Genomic DNA, 16,088 nt, shown 5'->3' with positions numbered 1-16,088 from the left:
CCCAGCGTAGGCCCCTGGGGGTGCGCCGGGCGCCGGCGGAGCGTCAGACGATGGCGCCTGCAGGCTCCTCGCCGCGCAGCACCGCCAGGAGGCTCTCCACCGCTGCGGAGGCGGTGCGCGCCACTGATTCCTCACTGTGCGCCCCCGAGTGCGGGGTGGCCACCACCCTGGAGTGGCCGATCAGCGGAGAACCAGTGGGCGGCTCGGTCTCGTACGCATCCAGCCCGATGCCGTGCAGCTGCCCGGAGTCCAGAGCCTCGACCGCTGCCTGCTCATCGAGGAGTCCGCCCCGGGCGGTGTTGATGATGATCCCGCCCCGCGGCATAACAGCGATCCTCTCCGCAGACACCAGGCCGCGTGTGTGCTGGTTCAGAGGGATGTGCAGGCTGATGACATGGCACTGGGAGAAGATCTCCTCCTGCCCCGCCGGGGTCACGCCCAGGCTGACCATCTGCTCATCCGTCAGCCCCGGATCGAAGCCGCGGACCTCCATGCCGATTCCGGCTGCCATCGACGCCAGCGATCGTCCGATGAAGCCCATGCCCAGGACCCCGAGGGTCCGGTAAGCCAGCTCAATGCCCTGGAATCGCGGCCACTCCCCGGCCGCAACGGCCGCCGACGTCTGAGGAATCTGTCGTGCTGTCGAGAGCATGAGGCCCAAGGCGAGCTCCGCCACCGAATGCCCGTTGGCGCCCGGGGCGTTGGTCACCCGAATCCCTGCCTGCTGGGCGGCAGAGAGGTCGATCCTGTCGTAGCCCACCCCGTAGCGGGCGATCACCCGCAGCTCCGGAGCCGAGGACAGCGTCTCTGCGGAGAACTCGTCCAACCCTGCGATGACCCCCTTCACGCCCTGCAGAGCGACCGCCAGCTCCTCCGGGGTCATGGGGCGCCCGTGAGGGTTGAACGCAAGCTCAGCCCCTGCTTCTCGCAGGACATCCAGAGCCGGGTGCTCCGGCTGTCGGGAGAGGGAGGTAGGGGTGATCAGCAGCTTCACAGGATGGGCTCCTTCGACGGGTGGGTGCGGCTGTAGCCTTCGAGGTAGCGCTCGAACTCAGCCGCGTAGTAGTCGGCGAACTCTGGCCGCGGCCTCACGACCTCCCGATTGTTCTCCCGGAAGGCAGGCTGATCCTCATCCATGCCTGATGCCCGCAGCCCCATCCTCACCGCACCCACGACGGAGCTGTGCTGCAGCTCCGAAAGCTCCATGGGGGTGCCGAAGACATCAGCGACCAGCTGCGTCCAGAACGGTGAGGAGAGCACTCCCCGGAGAGGATGATGCGGTCCGGGGTGCCGTTGAGGTCGGTGAGCTCCCGATAGCAGTGGTACAGCGACAGCGTCACTCCGTGCAGCACCGCCTGGTAGAGATCCGCCCGAGTGTGGGAGGGGTGCAGCTCAAGGAAGCCTCCGCGGCGCTGATCCTGCCAGCCGGGGCATCGCTCGCCGAAGAGGAACGGCATGAACAGGGGCAGGTCCCGCGGCTGCTCGGAGAGCTGCGGCTCGATGTCTGCGTAGGTGGTGCCCGGTTCGAACAGCCGATCCTTGGCCCAGTCCACACAGTTGGTGCACCCAGAGGCTGCTGCCCCGGAGAGCCATCCCACCGGGGAGCGGTAGGACCACGTGCTCATCCGTGGTGAGAAGGCAGGCGCCTCAGCGGCCAGGCGCAGCGCCCCGGAGGTTCCCATGGAGAAGGTCATCTCGCCCGGACTGGTGGCGGCGTTGCCCACTTGGTTCATGCCGCCGTCGGGACCAGGGATCAGCACAGCCGCCCCGGGCTCCAGCCCGAGCAGTGCGGCTGCTTCGGCATTGAGCGGGGCGGTGACCTCGGCGCCGACCAGTTCGGGCAGCTTCACATCCTCCAGGCCGAGCCGCCGCAGAATCTCCTGATCCCACTCGCACGTCTCCGCATTCAGCAGGCCTGTGCCTGAGGCCTGCGAGACGCTGGTGGCCCGCCAGCCCGTCATGCGCGCGAACGTGTAGCTGCTCTGATCCAGCGCCAGACCCCGGAGATGTCGACGCCGGTGCGCCTGAGCAGCATCAGCTTGAAGGCGGGGTAGATGGCGTTGACCATGCATCCGGTGCGCCGGTAGAACCACTCGGTGAACTCCTCATCCTCCCTCAGCCCCGCGCACAGGTCCTGAGCCCCGGCGTAGGACCATTCCTGCACCGGCGAGATCTCGGCGAGCTGCGCGTCGCGCACTGTGAGGCCGTGCCAGGTCCCCGAGAGCGCGATGAGGCCGACCTCTTGGCCCACGGCAGCTTCACGGCCTAAGGCCATCAGCTGGGAGTAGATGCTCTCGGCATTGCGCACCGAGGTGTCCGGGCCGTCCACCTCGAAGCGCCGGGTCTCGACCACGCTCTCCTGGGTCTCTGTGTCGAAGAGCATCGACTTGGCTGAGGTGGTGCTCGCTTCGAGCGCGAGAATCTTCATGCAGTCGCATCCTTGAGTCTGCCGAGCCGGAAAGGTCTGCGCTGCGCGTCCGCGGCACGAGACTCGCGGCACTGCACAGCACCTCCAATGGTATGATCATTTCGGCGAAAAAGTGAAGTGCAACACAGAAAAGGCCAACGATGTCCTCCAGCAGCACACTCCTCGACAGCCTCGCAGCCATAGGCGTCATCCCCGTTGTGACCGTCGAGGATTCAGCCCACGCCGCACCCATGGTGCAGGCGCTCGCCGAGGGCGGCCTGCCCGCCGCGGAGATCACCTTTCGCACCCCTGCTGCGGCCGAGGCGATCGCCGAAGCCGCCGCGGCCCACCCTGAGGCCCTCATCGGTGCGGGCACGGTCATCACCGAGAAGCAGGTGGACGCCGCCGCAGAGGTAAGCGCGAAGTACGTGGTCTCTCCCGGCACATCGGCGCGAGTGATCGAACGCGCCCAGCACCACGGACTTGCCGTGCTTCCGGGAGCAGTCACGGCCACCGAGATCCAGGCGGCCATGGAGCACGGCATCCGCACCGTGAAGTTCTTTCCGGCGGAAGCCTCCGGCGGTGCGGCGGCCCTTCGTGCGCTGGCCGGACCATTCGGCGACGTCACCTTCGTGCCCACAGGGGTGTGAATCTGCAGAACCTCGAGGACTACCTGAGCCTGAAACAGGTGCGAGCCGTGGGCGGCACGTGGATCACCCCTCAGGAGGCCCTGAGCGGCGGGGATTTTGACCGGATTCGCCGCCTGTCAGCTGAGGCATCGGCGGCTGTGTCGCACATCCGCGGCTGACCGCTCAGCGCAGACAGCCTTCACATTCGCACCCCAATCGGGAGAGAATCATGGCCATGGAGCCAACTCAGGCACTCACCTCACCCGATGAGGCCCTCGGCGGTGCGGGAAACCCGTACCGCAAGCTGCTGGACCAGCTGACCACCAACGCCGACTCCAAAGGGTCAGGCAGTCACCTGGACCGGATGATCGACATTCGCCTACAGCTCACAGAGTTTCAGCTGCACTACAAGTTCGGGATGGACGAGGTCCTGACCAAGATCAACGTGCTGCGCGAAGAGTTCGAGCACACCCGGGACTACTCCCCATTGAGCACGTCAACTACCGGCTGAAGACCCTGGAGCGGATCCTGAGAAGACCGACCGGTACGGGTGCGAGCCCACCCTGGAGTCCATCCGGCACAGCATCCGAGACATCGTAAGCATCCGCATCACCTGCAGCTTCGTCTCCGATGCGTACTGGGTCGCGGAGATGCTCTGCTCGCAGCCTGACCTGCGCGTCGTCGAGGTCAAGGACTACATCAACAGGCCCAAGCTCAACGGCTACCAGTCTCTCCACGTGATCCTTCAGGTGCCGGTGTTCCTCTCCAACCGGACGGAGTTCGTCTACGTGGAGGTCCAGATCCGCACCGTCGCGATGGACTTCTGGGCCTCGCTGGAGCACAAGATCTACTACACCTATGAGGGTGAGGTGCCCTCCGAGATCCTCGACGAGCTGCGCGACGCCGCCGAGAAGGCATCCGCGCTGGATGCCCAGATGGCAGACATTCGGGACAAGGTCACCGCCCTGCGTCAGCAGGCACCACGGGCTGATGAGCCGGACCCGGCCCAGTGGTTCTCCGATGAGGGCCGCCCGGTGTGGAACTGGGAGGACATCGACCCCACGAACGTCCTAGGACCCCTGGCCCCACACGCGGCACCTTCGAGAACCCGGGCACTCCCCGCGACCCTCGGCGAACTAGCAGTCCGCGCTGTCGTTCATGAGCTGCCTGATGTGAGGAAATGGGCGGCCAGAGCCTTCAGGCCGGTCGCGCCCGAGCCTTTGATGAGGACGACGTCTCCGGGCCGCAGGGTTGAGGGGAGGTGGGATATGAGCTCCTCGACGGTTGACCAGCACTGGACGTCGGAAGCGAGGTGCGGGTTGCCGCGCTGCATCGCGTGCATGTTCTCTCCGACAAGATGCAGGCTGTCGAGGTGAGCGGCACGGATGTCTGGGACGAGGGACTGGTGGACCTCCTCGTAGTGCGTGCCCAGCTCGAGTATGTCGCCCAGGACCGCTATTCGCCGGCTCTGCGGAGCCGATTCCCCAGACTCGCCAAAGCGGCCCGCATCGATGCCGGGTTGGCGTTGTAGGACCCATCAAGGAGCGTGAACTCTCCCCGCCGGACAGCGGAACGGCCGCTTCTTGGCCTCTGCCGACCGGCGGTACGAACGATTCCAATGACGCCATGCCGGATTGCCAGTCGAGGCCCAGATCTCTGAGCGTGGCCAGTGTGGCCAGGCTGTTCATCGCAAGGTGCTTACCCTTGGCGGAGAGCGTGTATTCAACCTCTGACTCGCCAATGCTGGCGCGCACTCTGCCTGTTTCCAGGTCATAGTCTTTGAGGCGCAGGTCAGCGTGGGGGCTTTCGCCGTAGGTGATCAGCTTGGCACCCTCAGACTGCGCCTTAGCGACGAGAACCTCTGAGTACGGGGTGTCAATGTTGATGACTGCTGCACCGTCAGGTGGGGGTTCTTGAAGATGTTCGACTTGTCTCTGGCCACCCCAGCGAGGTCGCCGTGGGCCGCAAGATGCGCTTCTGCGATGGACGTCACGATCGCCACGTCCGGTGAGATCGCATAGTGGTCCCAATCATGGGACAGCGCCGCTCCGGATATTTCGAGCACTGAGTGCGCGTACCGGTGCGTGCGGGTTTGGTAGGCAAGCGCCCAGTGCAGGAAATTCCGGTTCCGGTCGTTGTGCTGGATCGAGCTTTCAGGATCTAGAGCCTGCAGGCAATGGGCGATCATCGCCGTCGTCGTGGTCTTCCCCGCTGATCCGGTCACGGCGATGGTCCGGCGTCCCCGGATCAGCCGTCGCTGCGCTTCAATGAGTCGACATGTGAAGTCGATCGTGCTCGGGGTGAAGAACACGTTCATGCCTTCAAGCAGCGGCGAGTCCTTGTACTCCGGGCCGCAGATGACGCCTTCGGCTCCCCATTCGATCGCCGCGGCGAGATCTCCCTCGGCGCTCGACGCAGAGCCCCGATAGACGTCCCGACGGCGTCGCGTCCAGTCACGGTCCCGAACCACCCAGAACCTTCGGCGGACCTCTCCTCGGCGGAGGGACGTGGCCGCACCACGGAACAGCTGCTCGGCGTTTCCCCGATACTCGAAGCTCACGGTGTCATCGAGCGCCTCGATGACGTCTGCCACCGTCATTCGATCAGGTCGGGACAGTGTGACCACATGGGGCGGTTTTCGACGCGAGAAGGCTGCCATCGGACGACCCTTCCTGTAAGAGGTGAGGTCATTGTGCCCCATTCATGTGCGAGTGGCCTTCATGCCGCACTGCATGGGTTGGGCGATCAGAGTCGCGCCCGGCGCCTGCGCTCGGCCTGCCCCTCAGGAGGCGACTCCTAGTACTTCGCCCCGTGGTGGATCGGTCCGCTTCCACGGCCGACGTCGAGCTGGTCAGCCTGCTGCAGAGCTGCAGTGACCCAGGGCTTGACCCGGTCAAGGCCCTCCTGCCACGAGAGTCCTTCGGCGCGCAGGGCCGTGAACGCGGCCGAGACGGAGCATCCGGTGCCGTGGGTGTTCTTCGTGTCCACCTTGGGCGAGCTGAGGCTGTAGGACGCGGGTCGCCCCTGGGCGCCGAGGGGAAACACCAACGTGTCGACGATGGCGCTCTGCGTCAGGTGGCCTCCTTGGCGAGGACCACCACATCGTGAGTGTCCGCGACCGCTTCCGCCTGCTCCACCAGCTGGTCAGTGGTCTCCGCCTCGTCGGCGCCTACCAGCAGTGCGAGCTCCGGGGCGTTGGGGTGATCAGGTCGGCGTGGTTAAGGAAGGTGATCAGGGCACGCTCTGCATCCTTCTCCAGCAGCCGGTCTCCGCTGGTGGCGATCATGACCGGGTCCACCACCAGCGCGGGCCTCTCACCCTCGGGGTAGGTGCCCTCCCACCAGGAGGTGATGGTCTCGATGATCGAGGCTGTGCCGAGCATGCCTGTCTTCACCGCGTCGACGCGGACGTCATCGGAGACCGCATCGAGCTGGGCGCGCAGGAAGCTCACCGGTGGTGCGTGGATCTCCCGCACACCTTGGGTGTTCTGGGCGACCAGAGCCGTCACCACACACATGCCGTAGGCACCGAAGGCTGAGAAGCTCTTCAGATCAGCTTGGATGCCTGCCCCGCCCGTGGGGTCCGTGCTTGCGATGGACAGGACATTCGGAATTGCAGGTGCAGAGGAGCTCATGGCGACCTTCCCTTCGCGAGTACTAACTCACAGGTTCTGCGGGTGTGCTCTCAGCCCGATGACGCGGGCACCCCGAGGTGTTCAGCGTTGAGCCGTGCCCATCCGGGGCGCTAAGCCGTTCCAGCCTACTCCAGGATGGAGAACGAGCCGTCGCGCCGAGAGTCCTCCGCGCCGGTCAGCTCGCCCGTCTCGTAGTCGATCTCCAGCAGCTGGACAGAGCCGAAGCTGGCGGCGTCCCACTGCTCCGGCTCCCAGCCCTCCTGGGCCAGCTCCTCGTAGAGCTCCTCGTCGTGGCCCTCCTCCAGGTAGAGGAAGGCTCGGCGCCCCGGAAACGGAGAGCATCCACTGCCTCCTGGGGGCTGTAGTCGTGAAGGTATCGCAGGATGAGGACGTGGGCGGTCGCGGGCAGGATCTGTGCGCCCCGGGGTGCCGATGGGCATGATCGGACGACCTTCCTCATCGAGCACTGTGGTGGGGTTGGACCAGGTCGCAGAACGACGCCCGGGCTCAGGCTGATTCTGCTCCGAGTCGAAGGTGTCGAAGCGCAGCAGCGCGTTGTTCATGAAGTAGCCGTCCACGCCCTGACCGGAGCCCCAGAAGTCGGTGACGGTGTTCGTCATTGACACGGTGAGGCCGTCCTCGTCGACCACGACGAGGTGAGTGGTGTTCGGCGCGGAGCTGTCCGGGTCGCCGGACGCGGGTCCAGTGCCGGAGAGGTCAGCCTGGGCGTTCATGCCCGGGTCCGTGAACCGGCTGGCATCGATGTCGACGAAGTTGGGATCGCCGAGTTCGGTCTGCATGGTCTCCTCCCCGACGGCCCATGCCTCAGAGAGGGTGTCAATGTACTCGGCGGAGCCGGCTCCATCTGATCGATGCCGCGGCTCTCCGCGATCTGCAGCATCTGTATCAGTGCCACACCCGGCAGCGAGGGGCGGAGGAGGCGATCTCGTACTCGCCGAACGACCCGGTGACCGGCTCGCCCTGAACGACTTCGTAGTCGGCGAGCGACTGGGCGTCGATACCCTCCACCTGGCTGGCCACGGACTCTGCTAGCTCACCGGTGTAGTAGCCCTCCCAGCCGCTGTCCATCAGCTGCTGCATCGTCTCGGCGAGGTCTGGCTGCACGAGCTGGTCTCCAGCTTCCAGGGGTGATCCTCCAGGGCTGAAGGCCTCCAGCTCGGCGAGGTATTCGGGGCCCATGCCGCCGCCGATGCGATCGGAGAGGTAGTCGCTGACCTCGAAGCCCTCCTCAGCGAGATCCCGTGTGGGTTCGAGCAGCTCGGCCCATTCTCGGGTCCCGTAGTCCTCGTGCAGCTGTCCCATGCCGGCGACGAAGCCGGGAATCCCGGTGGAGGAGTCGGGCACCTCACCGTCGTTGTTCACGACCTCCCTGAAGTCATAGAAGACGGGCTCCCCGTCGGGCCCTGCGAGGATCACCGACCCTCCCCGCCGATCCCGGAGGTAAGGCGGCTCCACGGCGCCCACGGCAAAAGCCACCGCGATGGCGGCGTCGACGGCGTTGCCGCCATCGGCGAGGACCTGCTCCCCACCTCGACGGCGAGCGGGTGGTAAGCGCTGACGCCTGCTTGGCCCAGGACGGGCTCGTCCTCCGGCTCCTCGTCCCCGGTGTCCTCCTCCTGGGTCTCCTCGGTCTCTGCGTCGGGCGCGTCCTCGTCAAGGTCCTGGCCAGGGTCGGCCTCGTCGGTGCTGTCCGGCTCTTCGACAGGCTCTTCGGCGGGCTCCTCCTCAGGCGCCCCGCACGAGACTCCCACGAGTGCGATCATCGCGGCGGCGGCGCTGAGTCTCAGCCCGGCGGTCTTCGGCTGTGGTCTCGGCATCTTCGCGACCCTTCCATGCGTTCAGCTGTGCAGTCCATCGGGCAATGCCCAGCAGTGTATAGGTGCCGCCTTCCGGATGGGAACGCGCGCACCGTCAGAGAAGCACCCATCCGGCCAGACCGGCGACGAGCACGACGGCCCACGCGGGAACCTTCCAGCTGTTCAGGGCGACGAATGCCAGCACAGCGATGATCAGCGCCGGGGTTCCCACTTCGAGGACGCCGACGGTGAAGACTGGATCATAGAGTGCGGCGCCGAGGATGCCGACGACCCCGGCGTTGAAGCCGAGCAGGACGCGCTGAGCCGTCGGGTTGTACCGCAGCCGCTCCCAGTAGCGCAGGCACCCGATGACGAGCAGCGCGCCGGGCAGGAAGATCGCCACCAGCGCAATGGCCGCACCGAGCAGCCCGTCGGTGCCGCTGGCGTCGGGGGCAGCGCCGAGGAACCCTGCGAAGCTGAACAGTGGCCCGGGCATCGCTTGGGCGGCGCCGTACCCGGCGAGGAATACGTCCGAGTCTACGACGCCTGTCTCAACGGTCTCGGCCTGCAGCAGGGGCAGCACCACGTGCCCGCCGCCGAAGACGAGTGCGCTAAGCCCGGTAGAAGGTGTCCGCGACGGCTGCCGGGCCTGCGGCCCCTGCCCAGATCAGCAGAGGCAGGCCTGCCAGGAGCAGGAAGAATCCTCCTATGGCCGTCCAGGAGGCCCATCGGGGAATGCTGACGGCGAAGGCATCCTCAGCGGTGCGGGCCTGCGGCTCAGGGCGCAGCCACACCAGGCCGATGAGACCGGCTGCTGCGATGGCGGCAACCAGCACCAGAGGGTGCGGGAAGAGCAGGACCGCAGCCGGCGGCGAGGGCTGCGATGGTGGCTCGTGCGGCGTCGGGCGTCATGGTTTTGGCCATGCCGAGCACCGCGTGGGCGACGACGGCGACGGCTGCGGCTTTCAGCCCCTGCACCCATCCGGCTTCGGCGAGGTCCCCGGCTGCGGTGACCCCGTAGGCGAAGGCGATCATCAGCGCCGCGGAGGGCAGGGTGAAGGCGACCCAGGCAGCGAGCATGCCTCCGGCGCCGGCCCGTTGCAGGCCCAGGGCCATGCCCACCTGGGAGGAGGCGGGCCCGGGGAGAAACTGACAGAGAGAGACGAGGTCTGTGTATGCCTTGTCGGTGAGCCACCGGCGCCGCTCCACAAAGGCTTCACGGAAGTAGGCCAGGTGCGCGACGGGTCCGCCGAAGCTCGTCAGACCCAGGCGCAGGAAGATCAGGAAGACTTCCAGCACGCTGCTTAAGAGGTGTAGGCGGGCTCTTCTGGTCGGACGGCTCAGACATGCGCTCCATCCCATCGGGCCAAGGTGAACACCAAGAAAACTACACGAGTTGCAGTTCAGCGATCAGAGGCAGAAGGATCGGACTAGGCGCGGGTGCGTGCCATCTGCCCGGGGCCTAACCGTCGCGGAAGGTGAGGCCCTTCTCTTCCATTGTCTCTTTCATGATGCGGATGGCCTTGGGCCCCACACCATGAATGGCCAGCAGTTCTCCTTCGGTATACGCACTGGCCTTCTGCAGAGAATCTATTCCTGCACGCTGCAGCTCGCGAGTTGCCGTTTTTCCCATCGAGTGGGGAAGGTCACCCACGGGCCTCACGTCTGGCGTGCTGCTCATCCCGTTGTCTGCTCCTCCCATGTGGACATAGATCAATGCTCTCCCGGTCGACCATAGCGAGGAAGCTCATGCTCATTCACGACGCCAGTTTATTGAATCTGGGGCCAGAGACTTGGCCATTGTGTCGGGCGACGCCCAGCATCGCTGCTATCTCTTTCTCATGGCCTAGCTCAGCATGAACTCAGCGATCAGGGGCAGAGTGATCAGGCTCAGGGCCGTGGATGCGACGAGGATCGCCGCAGCCAGTCGGCCGTCGCCGTCATACTCTTCGGAAAAGAGGAACACTGTAGTGGAGGACGGTGTAGCCGCGATGATGATGAGCACCCCGGCCCAGATCGGCCCGATGGAGTCGTAGAACGGCAGGATTGCCAACCATGTGGCGGTAAGCAGTGCGATGAGCTTGACGACGGTAGCCAGAGCGATCGGTGTTTTCGGCACGCCGCCGCTGCGCACGCCCTCAAGGGCGGGGTGCAGGGCCAGGCCCACGCAGAAGAGCGCGAGCGGGACGGCCGTCTCACCCAGCAGCGCGACCGGCTCGTCGAAGAGGGTGGGCATCTGCAGGGGGTGAACACCACCAGCAGCGCCAAAGCGATGAAGAGCATGACAGGGTTCAGCAGCACGGCACGTTTGAGGATCGGCCAGACCACTTTGGCCCACAGCTCGCCGATGCTGCCCAGCTTTCCCCGGAGGCCCGCAGCGTATTCGCAGTGGTGCGGACCAGCGGGTAGCCGTTCATGTACAGAATGTTGTGCAGCGTGTGAACGATCCCGGCGACCAGCCCAGCCTCCGGGCCCAGCACGCCGATGCTGATGGGGATGCCGAAATACCCCACGTTGCCGAAGGTGGCCGACAGGGAGGTGGGGGCGGCCATGGCGTCCGGGGCCGCACCAGCGGGGACGCGGGAACGAGTCATCCACCGGGCGAGCACATAGACGAGCACAGAGAGCACCGGGGTCACCACCAGCGGGATGACCATCGCCATCACTGGATACTCGTCGACCGGCGGGGCGGTGACCATCGCTGTGTAGACGAAGGTCGGCAGGGCGAAGAAGAAGACGAAGGCGTTGAGGTGCGGCCCGGCCTGACGGAACCGGCGGATGAACCCGGAGCCGAAGTAAGCCACGATGACCAGAAACATCGGGCCGATCACAGTGAGCATTTCAAGCATGCGCCCTCACCCTCACCACTGCAGCCTCAGCCGGGTAGGCTGGCCCCGGCCCGGGAGGGTGAAGACGTCCTGCTTACCGGTGACGGTTCCCGCTAGCGGGTCCTCACCGCCGTGGGCGGCACGCACCACATCGCTGTCGGGGCGGAGGATGTCCCGGACCACGAGAACCATGATCCAGATGACCGCGGCCATGTGCGCTGCGATGCCGGTGCCGTAGGCGACCTCGATGAGGTGGTGTCCGCCGCCGATCTCACCGCCGGAGGTGATCTTCGCGCTCATCAGCCATACCGCCGCCCAGTGGAACGCTTCGACGGCCATCCAGATGATGAAGACCCTCACCCGGGGCAGCGCCAGCACGAACAGTGGGATCAGCCACATCACGAACTGCGGCGAGTAGACCTTGCCCAAAAGAATGAAGCTCGCCACGATCAGGAAGCACAGCTGGGCAGCGCGCGGCCGACGCGGAGCCGCCCAACCCAGCCATGCGATGGCCAGGCAGCAGATCAGGAACAGGCCATTGGACAGCAGGCTGAAGCCCTCCCCGTCCAAGGGCAGCCACGTGAAGGCCAGCCACATGGACGAGAAGCTGACTTCCCGCTCGGAGGAGAACCGGTAGAAGGTCGCCCACTGGTCGAACTGAGTGAGCATGAACGGCAGGTTCACCGCCAACCAGGAGGCCACGCCGGTGATCAGCACGACGACGAGGTCACGGATTCTCCCGGCGCGGACGGCGAGCACCAGGATCGCTCCGAGGAAGAACAGAGGGTAGAGCTTCATCGCTGCCCCGAGGCCCAGCAGCACACCAGCCCAGCCGGGCCGCCCCCTCCCCAGAGCAGCAGACCGGCTCCGCCGAGGAAGACCGCCCACATGTCCCAGTTGATCGACAGGAAAGGATGATCCCCGGAGCCAGCGCCACCATGAGCGCGTCGCGCCGTCGCGACCGGGCCGTGGACAGGGCGGTGATGAGCACCACCCCGACCCAGCAGGCCACGGCGGCCAGGTGGTTGAGGTCATAGAAGGCCAGCGTCCGGGCATCAGTGGCCCCGCTTCCGGGCATGATGAGATCCACGGCCGCGGCCATCACTCCGGCCACCACAGCGATCAGCACCGGATACTCCATCACCTGACCGTCCGGCACGTCGTCCACGAAGGGGAACAGTCCGTCGGCGAGGCCGCGCTCGCCGTAGAGCAGGGCGAAGTCGGAGTAGCACATGGCCAGGTGCTGGTCCGGGTCAGTCCATCCGTTGACGCGGCACCATTGGACGGCGAGCAGGGACAGGGCTGCCCCACGGCTGCGGCGGCCAGCAGCCCCCACAGCAGTCTGGATCTCAGATTCACGTACTGGCTTTCTGCTCAGAGGTCCCCTGGTGAATGTCTGCCGCCCGCCAGGAGGTCTCGGGCGTCGACAATTCTCTCAGCTTCAGCCACCCGTCGGCGGCATTCCAGCGTTCGGAACGGTGGCGGAAGGTGAACATGCGTGAGGTGGAGGGTCGAAGACCGCGAGGTAGACCAGGTAGAGGGCGCCGACGCCGTGCGGCGGCCCTCGGACGGCCCATTGGTCCATCCATTGGGGCACGGAGAGCTGACCCACGATGGCCAGCAGCACCACCACGGTGATGAGCAGGATGATCCCGGTCATCACTCGTCCGCGGTAGGAGTGGACCACCGCGTAGAGGGGCAGAAGCCAGAGCAGGTACCAGGGCTGAATGACGGAGGAGGCCAGCACCACCACGGTCAGTCCATAGGCCGACCAGAGCATCGGGTTGCCCAGCCGGGGCTTCAGGAGGATGGCTGCGAGCACCAGCGCGGAGAGCAGCCGGGCCAGGTCGTAGACGGTCACGGCGACTGCGTCGGAGTCGAGATCCGACATGAGGGCTGCGAGTTCGCCGATGCCGATGCCGGTCAGCCCGACGGGGGCCGCCTGCATCACGGCGGATCCTGCGGAGAGGGCGGCGGTGAACCATCCCAGGCCCACTCCGAGGGCCAGTCCCCACCGATGAGCAGCGCCCCGGAGAGGCCGCCGCCGAAGGCCCATTCTCTGATGCGAAGGAGGTAGCTGCGGGTGTCGGGCAGGGCGAGCAGGACGATGAACGGCAGCAGCACCATGGCGATGGGCTTCACCGCAACGGCGGCTGTGATCAGCAGGACGGCGGCGAGGCGGCGGCGCCTGAGGGCGTACCAGGCGCTGGCGAGCACCAGCCCGATCATGAGGGGGTCGTTGTGGGCTGCGGGGATGAAGACGATGAGGCTCAGGGGGTTGAGCAGGCAGAGCCATATTGCCCATGCGGGGCGCGCGCCGAAGGCGGAGGCCAGCTTGGGGATGTAGGTGACCATGAGGATGACGCCGAGGACGGAGAGGGCGCGGAAGGCCAGGATGCCCAGTTCGGGGCTGCCATCTGTGGCATACCAGACGGTCTGGGCGATGAGGAGGAATAGCGGCCCGTAGGGCGACGGGGATTCGGCCCAGAGGCCGTCGGCGCCTTCGGCGTACCAACCGGGCAGTTCAGAGACCCCTGATTCGTAGGGGTTGAGCCCCGCGTGGAGCACGCGTCCCTGGGCCATGTAGGAGTAGACGTCGCGGGAGAAGATCGGCAGGCATAGGAGCATGGGTGCGCTCCACATGATCAGCGCCTTCCGCATGGCGGGCACGGCCTGGGGGCCGCGGATGTCGATGCGCTGGACGAGCCGCAGCCAGGAGCGCATCAGCAGCAGCGCACCGATGACGAGCAGGATCGCGGAGGTGATGGCTCCTTCGTCGGTGGTGCGCAGCGGGAGGACAGCCGGGTGAACGGCGACGGCGGCGTGCATCGGGATCCAGCCCCCCACGAGCCGACCATGATCATCAGGGAGGCCAGGAGGCCTTGGCGCATGGTGTGGGACGCCTGGCCCTCGGGTCCGCCGATGAGCCATCGGGTGAGCAGAAATCCGCTCATCCATCGCCTCAGGGCGTTGACGCCGCGCGTGATCCGGAACCCCTGCGGCTCTTTGGGGCGCCCATGGTCGAGATGGGTCCGGTCTTCGGGTAGAACCGTCCGTCAGGCACTGGACTCTGGCTGGTGTCGAGCGGGCTGGGGCTGCGGGTGGTCGGGCGTCGCGTCGGAGACTTTCCCACGACGGGGTGGACCCCGGTCTGATCGGCGGCAGGCTGCGGTGGCGCCATCCGGTCCAGATGAGCCACCGGGTTCCGGGGTCTACCAGTGCCAGCACCACCAGGCAGGTGTATGAGATGGCGAGGGAGAGCATCTCCATCTGCTGATCGAGGCCGAGGAACTGGTGAATAGAGAGCTGATCGGCCGCGCCGAAGGTGAGGAAGAAAGCGACGGTGAACGCGACCCATTTGAGCTGCCAGTTCGACCTGATCCCGGTGATGGCGAACAGGGGAAGCAGCCAGAGCAGGTACCAGGGCTGGATGATGGGTGAGAACACCACCAGCGCGGTGAAGGCCCACATCATGCGTTGGGTGATGCGGTCGTCGCGGCCGCGGAACATCAGCCAGAGGACGACGAGGATGCTGGTGAGGCGGCCGATGAGCTGGAGGGTGTCGAGGGTCCAGTAATGGGTGAGCCCCAGGTTGCTGAGCACCCCGGAGAGCAGCCCGTCGGCGATGCCGACCGGGGACCAGAAGACCGCACCGGTGCCGGTGCTTACCATGACTTCGACCCAGCCGAAGCCGTACCCCTGGGCGAGGCCGATGGCGAACAGCATGGCGCTAAGCCAGTGCGGCGGTGGCGAACCAGCAGCGAAACTTCCTGGCCCAGTCGGAGCCCGGTCCGGCCCATAGCAGTCCGATGAAGGGCAGCAGCACCAGGGTGATGGGCTTCATGCCGATGGACAGGACGATCAGTGAGGTCGCCAGGACTCCGCGGCCGTGGGCGGCATACCAGACCCCGGCGAGGGCGAAGCCGATCATGAGGGCGTCGTTGTGGGCGCTGGAGATAAAGCTGATGATCAGCAGGGGTTGGCCAACGCGATCCATTGGGCACGCGCACCGTCGACTCCGTGCAGCACGGCCAGCTTGGGAAGGTAGATCATGACGAGCACGACGCCGCCGACGCAGGCGAGCCGGAAGAGGAGGATCGCGAGGTCTGGGGCGTCCCCGGCGATGCGCATCACGGCGGCTTCGATCCAGAGGAAGAGGGGGCCGTAGGGGTTTCGTCCTCTGCCCATAGGGGTCGGTCCCGAGGTGGAACCAGTTCTCGAGGGTTGAGACCCCGGAGACGTAGGGATCCTGCCCGGCGAGGACGAGGCGGCCTTGGTTGAGGTAGGCGAAGACGTCCCGGGAGAAGATCGGCACGACGATCAGCTGCGGCAGGCTCCAGAGGGCCACTGCGATGTTGACGGTCTTCAGGGCCCCGGCGGCCACTGGACTTTGCTTCTGCCGTCAGCGGGCTGGTTCTGCGTGGCGACGTCGTCCTGCTGCTGGTGAAGCTTGGCTTCGCCCAGGGCTTTGCCGAGACGCAGCCAGGCGCGGAACATGATCCAGCAGCCGAGGGTGAGGATCACCGTGGAGAGGATGACGCCGTCGGATTCGGTGCGCAGCCTGATGACCCAGTCCATGCGTGCAATGGGCGAGGCGGTGATGAGCCAGCCGACCCCGAATGATCCGAGGAGGATGAGAAGGGAGCCGATGAGCCCTTCGACGAGCGGTCCCCGGGTGCCCGAGAGCACGTGCGGGGCGCGTTCGGACGTCGGGCTCGTCATTGTCCATATCCTACCGGGGTCCAGCCGAAGCTCTTGTGTTCGAGGTCCCGC

The 16,088-nt window shown here is 66.2% G+C and carries 25 protein-coding genes, 1 pseudogene and 1 riboswitch; of the genes and pseudogenes, 5 read left to right on the top strand and 21 right to left on the bottom strand.

Annotated features, from left to right (window positions below; all coding sequences use genetic code 11):
• Positions 1–43: 43 nt before the first annotated feature.
• Genes K0H76_RS11030 through K0H76_RS11015 form a run of 4 tightly spaced genes read right to left on the bottom strand, consistent with a single transcriptional unit; the run spans position 44 to position 2,428 of the window.
• Complete coding sequence (locus K0H76_RS11030) at positions 44–994, bottom strand: phosphoglycerate dehydrogenase (protein WP_258933021.1); 951 nt, start codon at positions 992–994, stop codon at positions 44–46.
• The gene (locus K0H76_RS11025; protein WP_258933020.1) at positions 991–1,206 is read right to left on the bottom strand and encodes a hypothetical protein; all 216 of its coding nucleotides are present in this window, start codon (positions 1,204–1,206) and stop codon (positions 991–993) included. The genes K0H76_RS11030 and K0H76_RS11025 overlap by 4 nt, the downstream gene beginning before the upstream one ends.
• Complete coding sequence (locus K0H76_RS11020) at positions 1,161–1,961, bottom strand: FGGY-family carbohydrate kinase (RefSeq protein ID WP_258933019.1); 801 nt, start codon at positions 1,959–1,961, stop codon at positions 1,161–1,163. The genes K0H76_RS11025 and K0H76_RS11020 overlap by 46 nt, the downstream gene beginning before the upstream one ends.
• Positions 1,958–2,428, bottom strand: coding sequence for an FGGY family carbohydrate kinase (locus tag K0H76_RS11015; RefSeq protein WP_258933018.1), 471 nt, complete (start codon positions 2,426–2,428; stop codon positions 1,958–1,960). Before K0H76_RS11015 ends, K0H76_RS11020 begins: the two co-directional genes overlap by 4 nt.
• Before the next feature lie 140 nt (positions 2,429–2,568).
• Between K0H76_RS11015 and eda the strand changes: the two genes are divergently transcribed.
• The 5 genes from eda to K0H76_RS10990 all read left to right on the top strand — a co-directional run bounded on the left by eda (position 2,569) and on the right by K0H76_RS10990 (position 4,567).
• On the top strand, positions 2,569–3,057 hold the full coding sequence (eda, locus tag K0H76_RS11010; RefSeq protein ID WP_258933017.1) for a bifunctional 4-hydroxy-2-oxoglutarate aldolase/2-dehydro-3-deoxy-phosphogluconate aldolase: 489 nt from the start codon (positions 2,569–2,571) through the stop codon (positions 3,055–3,057).
• The gene (locus K0H76_RS11005; protein WP_258933016.1) at positions 3,054–3,215 is read left to right on the top strand and encodes a hypothetical protein; all 162 of its coding nucleotides are present in this window, start codon (positions 3,054–3,056) and stop codon (positions 3,213–3,215) included. The genes eda and K0H76_RS11005 overlap by 4 nt, the downstream gene beginning before the upstream one ends.
• Before the next feature lie 56 nt (positions 3,216–3,271).
• Positions 3,272–3,547 (top strand): hypothetical protein, encoded by a 276-nt coding sequence (locus K0H76_RS11000; RefSeq protein WP_258933015.1) that lies wholly within the window; start codon positions 3,272–3,274, stop codon positions 3,545–3,547.
• Between the two features lie 97 nt (positions 3,548–3,644).
• A complete protein-coding gene (locus K0H76_RS10995; RefSeq protein WP_258935391.1) occupies positions 3,645–4,412 on the top strand; it encodes a hypothetical protein in 768 nt (255 codons plus the stop codon).
• Positions 4,409–4,567, top strand: a complete 159-nt coding sequence (locus tag K0H76_RS10990) for a hypothetical protein (RefSeq protein ID WP_258933014.1) — start codon at positions 4,409–4,411, stop codon at positions 4,565–4,567. The genes K0H76_RS10995 and K0H76_RS10990 overlap by 4 nt, the downstream gene beginning before the upstream one ends.
• A 288-nt stretch (positions 4,568–4,855) precedes the next feature.
• Here K0H76_RS10990 and K0H76_RS10985 read toward each other — a convergent pair whose 3' ends face one another.
• The 17 genes and pseudogenes from K0H76_RS10985 to K0H76_RS10905 form a co-directional block, all read right to left on the bottom strand.
• Positions 4,856–5,695: a Mur ligase family protein gene (locus tag K0H76_RS10985; RefSeq protein ID WP_258933013.1), complete on the bottom strand. Its 840-nt coding sequence runs from the start codon at positions 5,693–5,695 to the stop codon at positions 4,856–4,858.
• A 137-nt stretch (positions 5,696–5,832) separates the two neighbouring features.
• Complete coding sequence (locus K0H76_RS10980; RefSeq protein ID WP_258935390.1) at positions 5,833–6,081, bottom strand: bifunctional hydroxymethylpyrimidine kinase/phosphomethylpyrimidine kinase; 249 nt, start codon at positions 6,079–6,081, stop codon at positions 5,833–5,835.
• A 124-nt stretch (positions 6,082–6,205) separates the two neighbouring features.
• The gene (locus K0H76_RS10975; RefSeq protein WP_258933012.1) at positions 6,206–6,670 is read right to left on the bottom strand and encodes a bifunctional hydroxymethylpyrimidine kinase/phosphomethylpyrimidine kinase; all 465 of its coding nucleotides are present in this window, start codon (positions 6,668–6,670) and stop codon (positions 6,206–6,208) included.
• A riboswitch (TPP riboswitch) is annotated at positions 6,662–6,755 on the bottom strand. (Overlaps the previous gene by 9 nt.)
• A 40-nt stretch (positions 6,756–6,795) precedes the next feature.
• Positions 6,796–7,512: a gamma-glutamyltransferase family protein gene (locus tag K0H76_RS10970; protein WP_258935389.1), complete on the bottom strand. Its 717-nt coding sequence runs from the start codon at positions 7,510–7,512 to the stop codon at positions 6,796–6,798.
• A gap of 64 nt (positions 7,513–7,576) precedes the next feature.
• Positions 7,577–8,167: a gamma-glutamyltransferase gene (locus K0H76_RS10965; protein ID WP_258933011.1), complete on the bottom strand. Its 591-nt coding sequence runs from the start codon at positions 8,165–8,167 to the stop codon at positions 7,577–7,579.
• Entirely contained in the window at positions 8,104–8,508 is a 405-nt protein-coding gene (locus tag K0H76_RS10960) for a hypothetical protein (protein WP_258933010.1), read from the bottom strand. The genes K0H76_RS10965 and K0H76_RS10960 overlap by 64 nt, the downstream gene beginning before the upstream one ends.
• A gap of 94 nt (positions 8,509–8,602) precedes the next feature.
• A pseudogene (gene chrA, locus K0H76_RS10955) lies at positions 8,603–9,849 on the bottom strand (chromate efflux transporter).
• A gap of 100 nt (positions 9,850–9,949) precedes the next feature.
• Positions 9,950–10,141 (bottom strand): hypothetical protein, encoded by a 192-nt coding sequence (locus tag K0H76_RS10950; RefSeq protein ID WP_258933009.1) that lies wholly within the window; start codon positions 10,139–10,141, stop codon positions 9,950–9,952.
• 192 nt (positions 10,142–10,333) lie between these two features.
• Complete coding sequence (locus K0H76_RS10945) at positions 10,334–10,723, bottom strand: AEC family transporter (RefSeq protein WP_258933008.1); 390 nt, start codon at positions 10,721–10,723, stop codon at positions 10,334–10,336.
• A gap of 55 nt (positions 10,724–10,778) precedes the next feature.
• The gene (locus K0H76_RS10940; RefSeq protein WP_258933007.1) at positions 10,779–11,336 is read right to left on the bottom strand and encodes an AEC family transporter; all 558 of its coding nucleotides are present in this window, start codon (positions 11,334–11,336) and stop codon (positions 10,779–10,781) included.
• Positions 11,337–11,348: 12 nt separating this feature from the next.
• Positions 11,349–12,113 carry a hypothetical protein gene (locus K0H76_RS10935; protein ID WP_258933006.1) on the bottom strand — a complete coding sequence of 255 codons (765 nt, stop codon included), beginning with the start codon at positions 12,111–12,113 and terminating at the stop codon, positions 11,349–11,351.
• Positions 12,043–12,651, bottom strand: a complete 609-nt coding sequence (locus K0H76_RS10930; RefSeq protein WP_258933005.1) for a hypothetical protein — start codon at positions 12,649–12,651, stop codon at positions 12,043–12,045. The genes K0H76_RS10935 and K0H76_RS10930 overlap by 71 nt, the downstream gene beginning before the upstream one ends.
• Before the next feature lie 105 nt (positions 12,652–12,756).
• Positions 12,757–13,266 (bottom strand): hypothetical protein, encoded by a 510-nt coding sequence (locus tag K0H76_RS10925; RefSeq protein ID WP_258933004.1) that lies wholly within the window; start codon positions 13,264–13,266, stop codon positions 12,757–12,759.
• Positions 13,263–15,041, bottom strand: a complete 1,779-nt coding sequence (mptB, locus tag K0H76_RS10920; RefSeq protein WP_258933003.1) for a polyprenol phosphomannose-dependent alpha 1,6 mannosyltransferase MptB — start codon at positions 15,039–15,041, stop codon at positions 13,263–13,265. The genes K0H76_RS10925 and mptB overlap by 4 nt, the downstream gene beginning before the upstream one ends.
• Positions 15,042–15,045: 4 nt before the next feature.
• Complete coding sequence (locus K0H76_RS10915) at positions 15,046–15,312, bottom strand: hypothetical protein (protein WP_258933002.1); 267 nt, start codon at positions 15,310–15,312, stop codon at positions 15,046–15,048.
• Positions 15,285–15,503 (bottom strand): hypothetical protein, encoded by a 219-nt coding sequence (locus tag K0H76_RS10910; RefSeq protein ID WP_258933001.1) that lies wholly within the window; start codon positions 15,501–15,503, stop codon positions 15,285–15,287. The genes K0H76_RS10915 and K0H76_RS10910 overlap by 28 nt, the downstream gene beginning before the upstream one ends.
• A gap of 177 nt (positions 15,504–15,680) precedes the next feature.
• Positions 15,681–16,037: a hypothetical protein gene (locus K0H76_RS10905; protein ID WP_258933000.1), complete on the bottom strand. Its 357-nt coding sequence runs from the start codon at positions 16,035–16,037 to the stop codon at positions 15,681–15,683.
• Positions 16,038–16,088 lie beyond the last annotated feature (51 nt).

This window comes from Nesterenkonia pannonica, from assembly GCF_019575955.1.
In the GTDB taxonomy this organism is placed as follows: domain Bacteria; phylum Actinomycetota; class Actinomycetes; order Actinomycetales; family Micrococcaceae; genus Nesterenkonia; species Nesterenkonia pannonica.
Note: the sequence above shows the minus strand (reverse complement) of the source record. Positions and strands in the feature narration are given on the sequence as shown.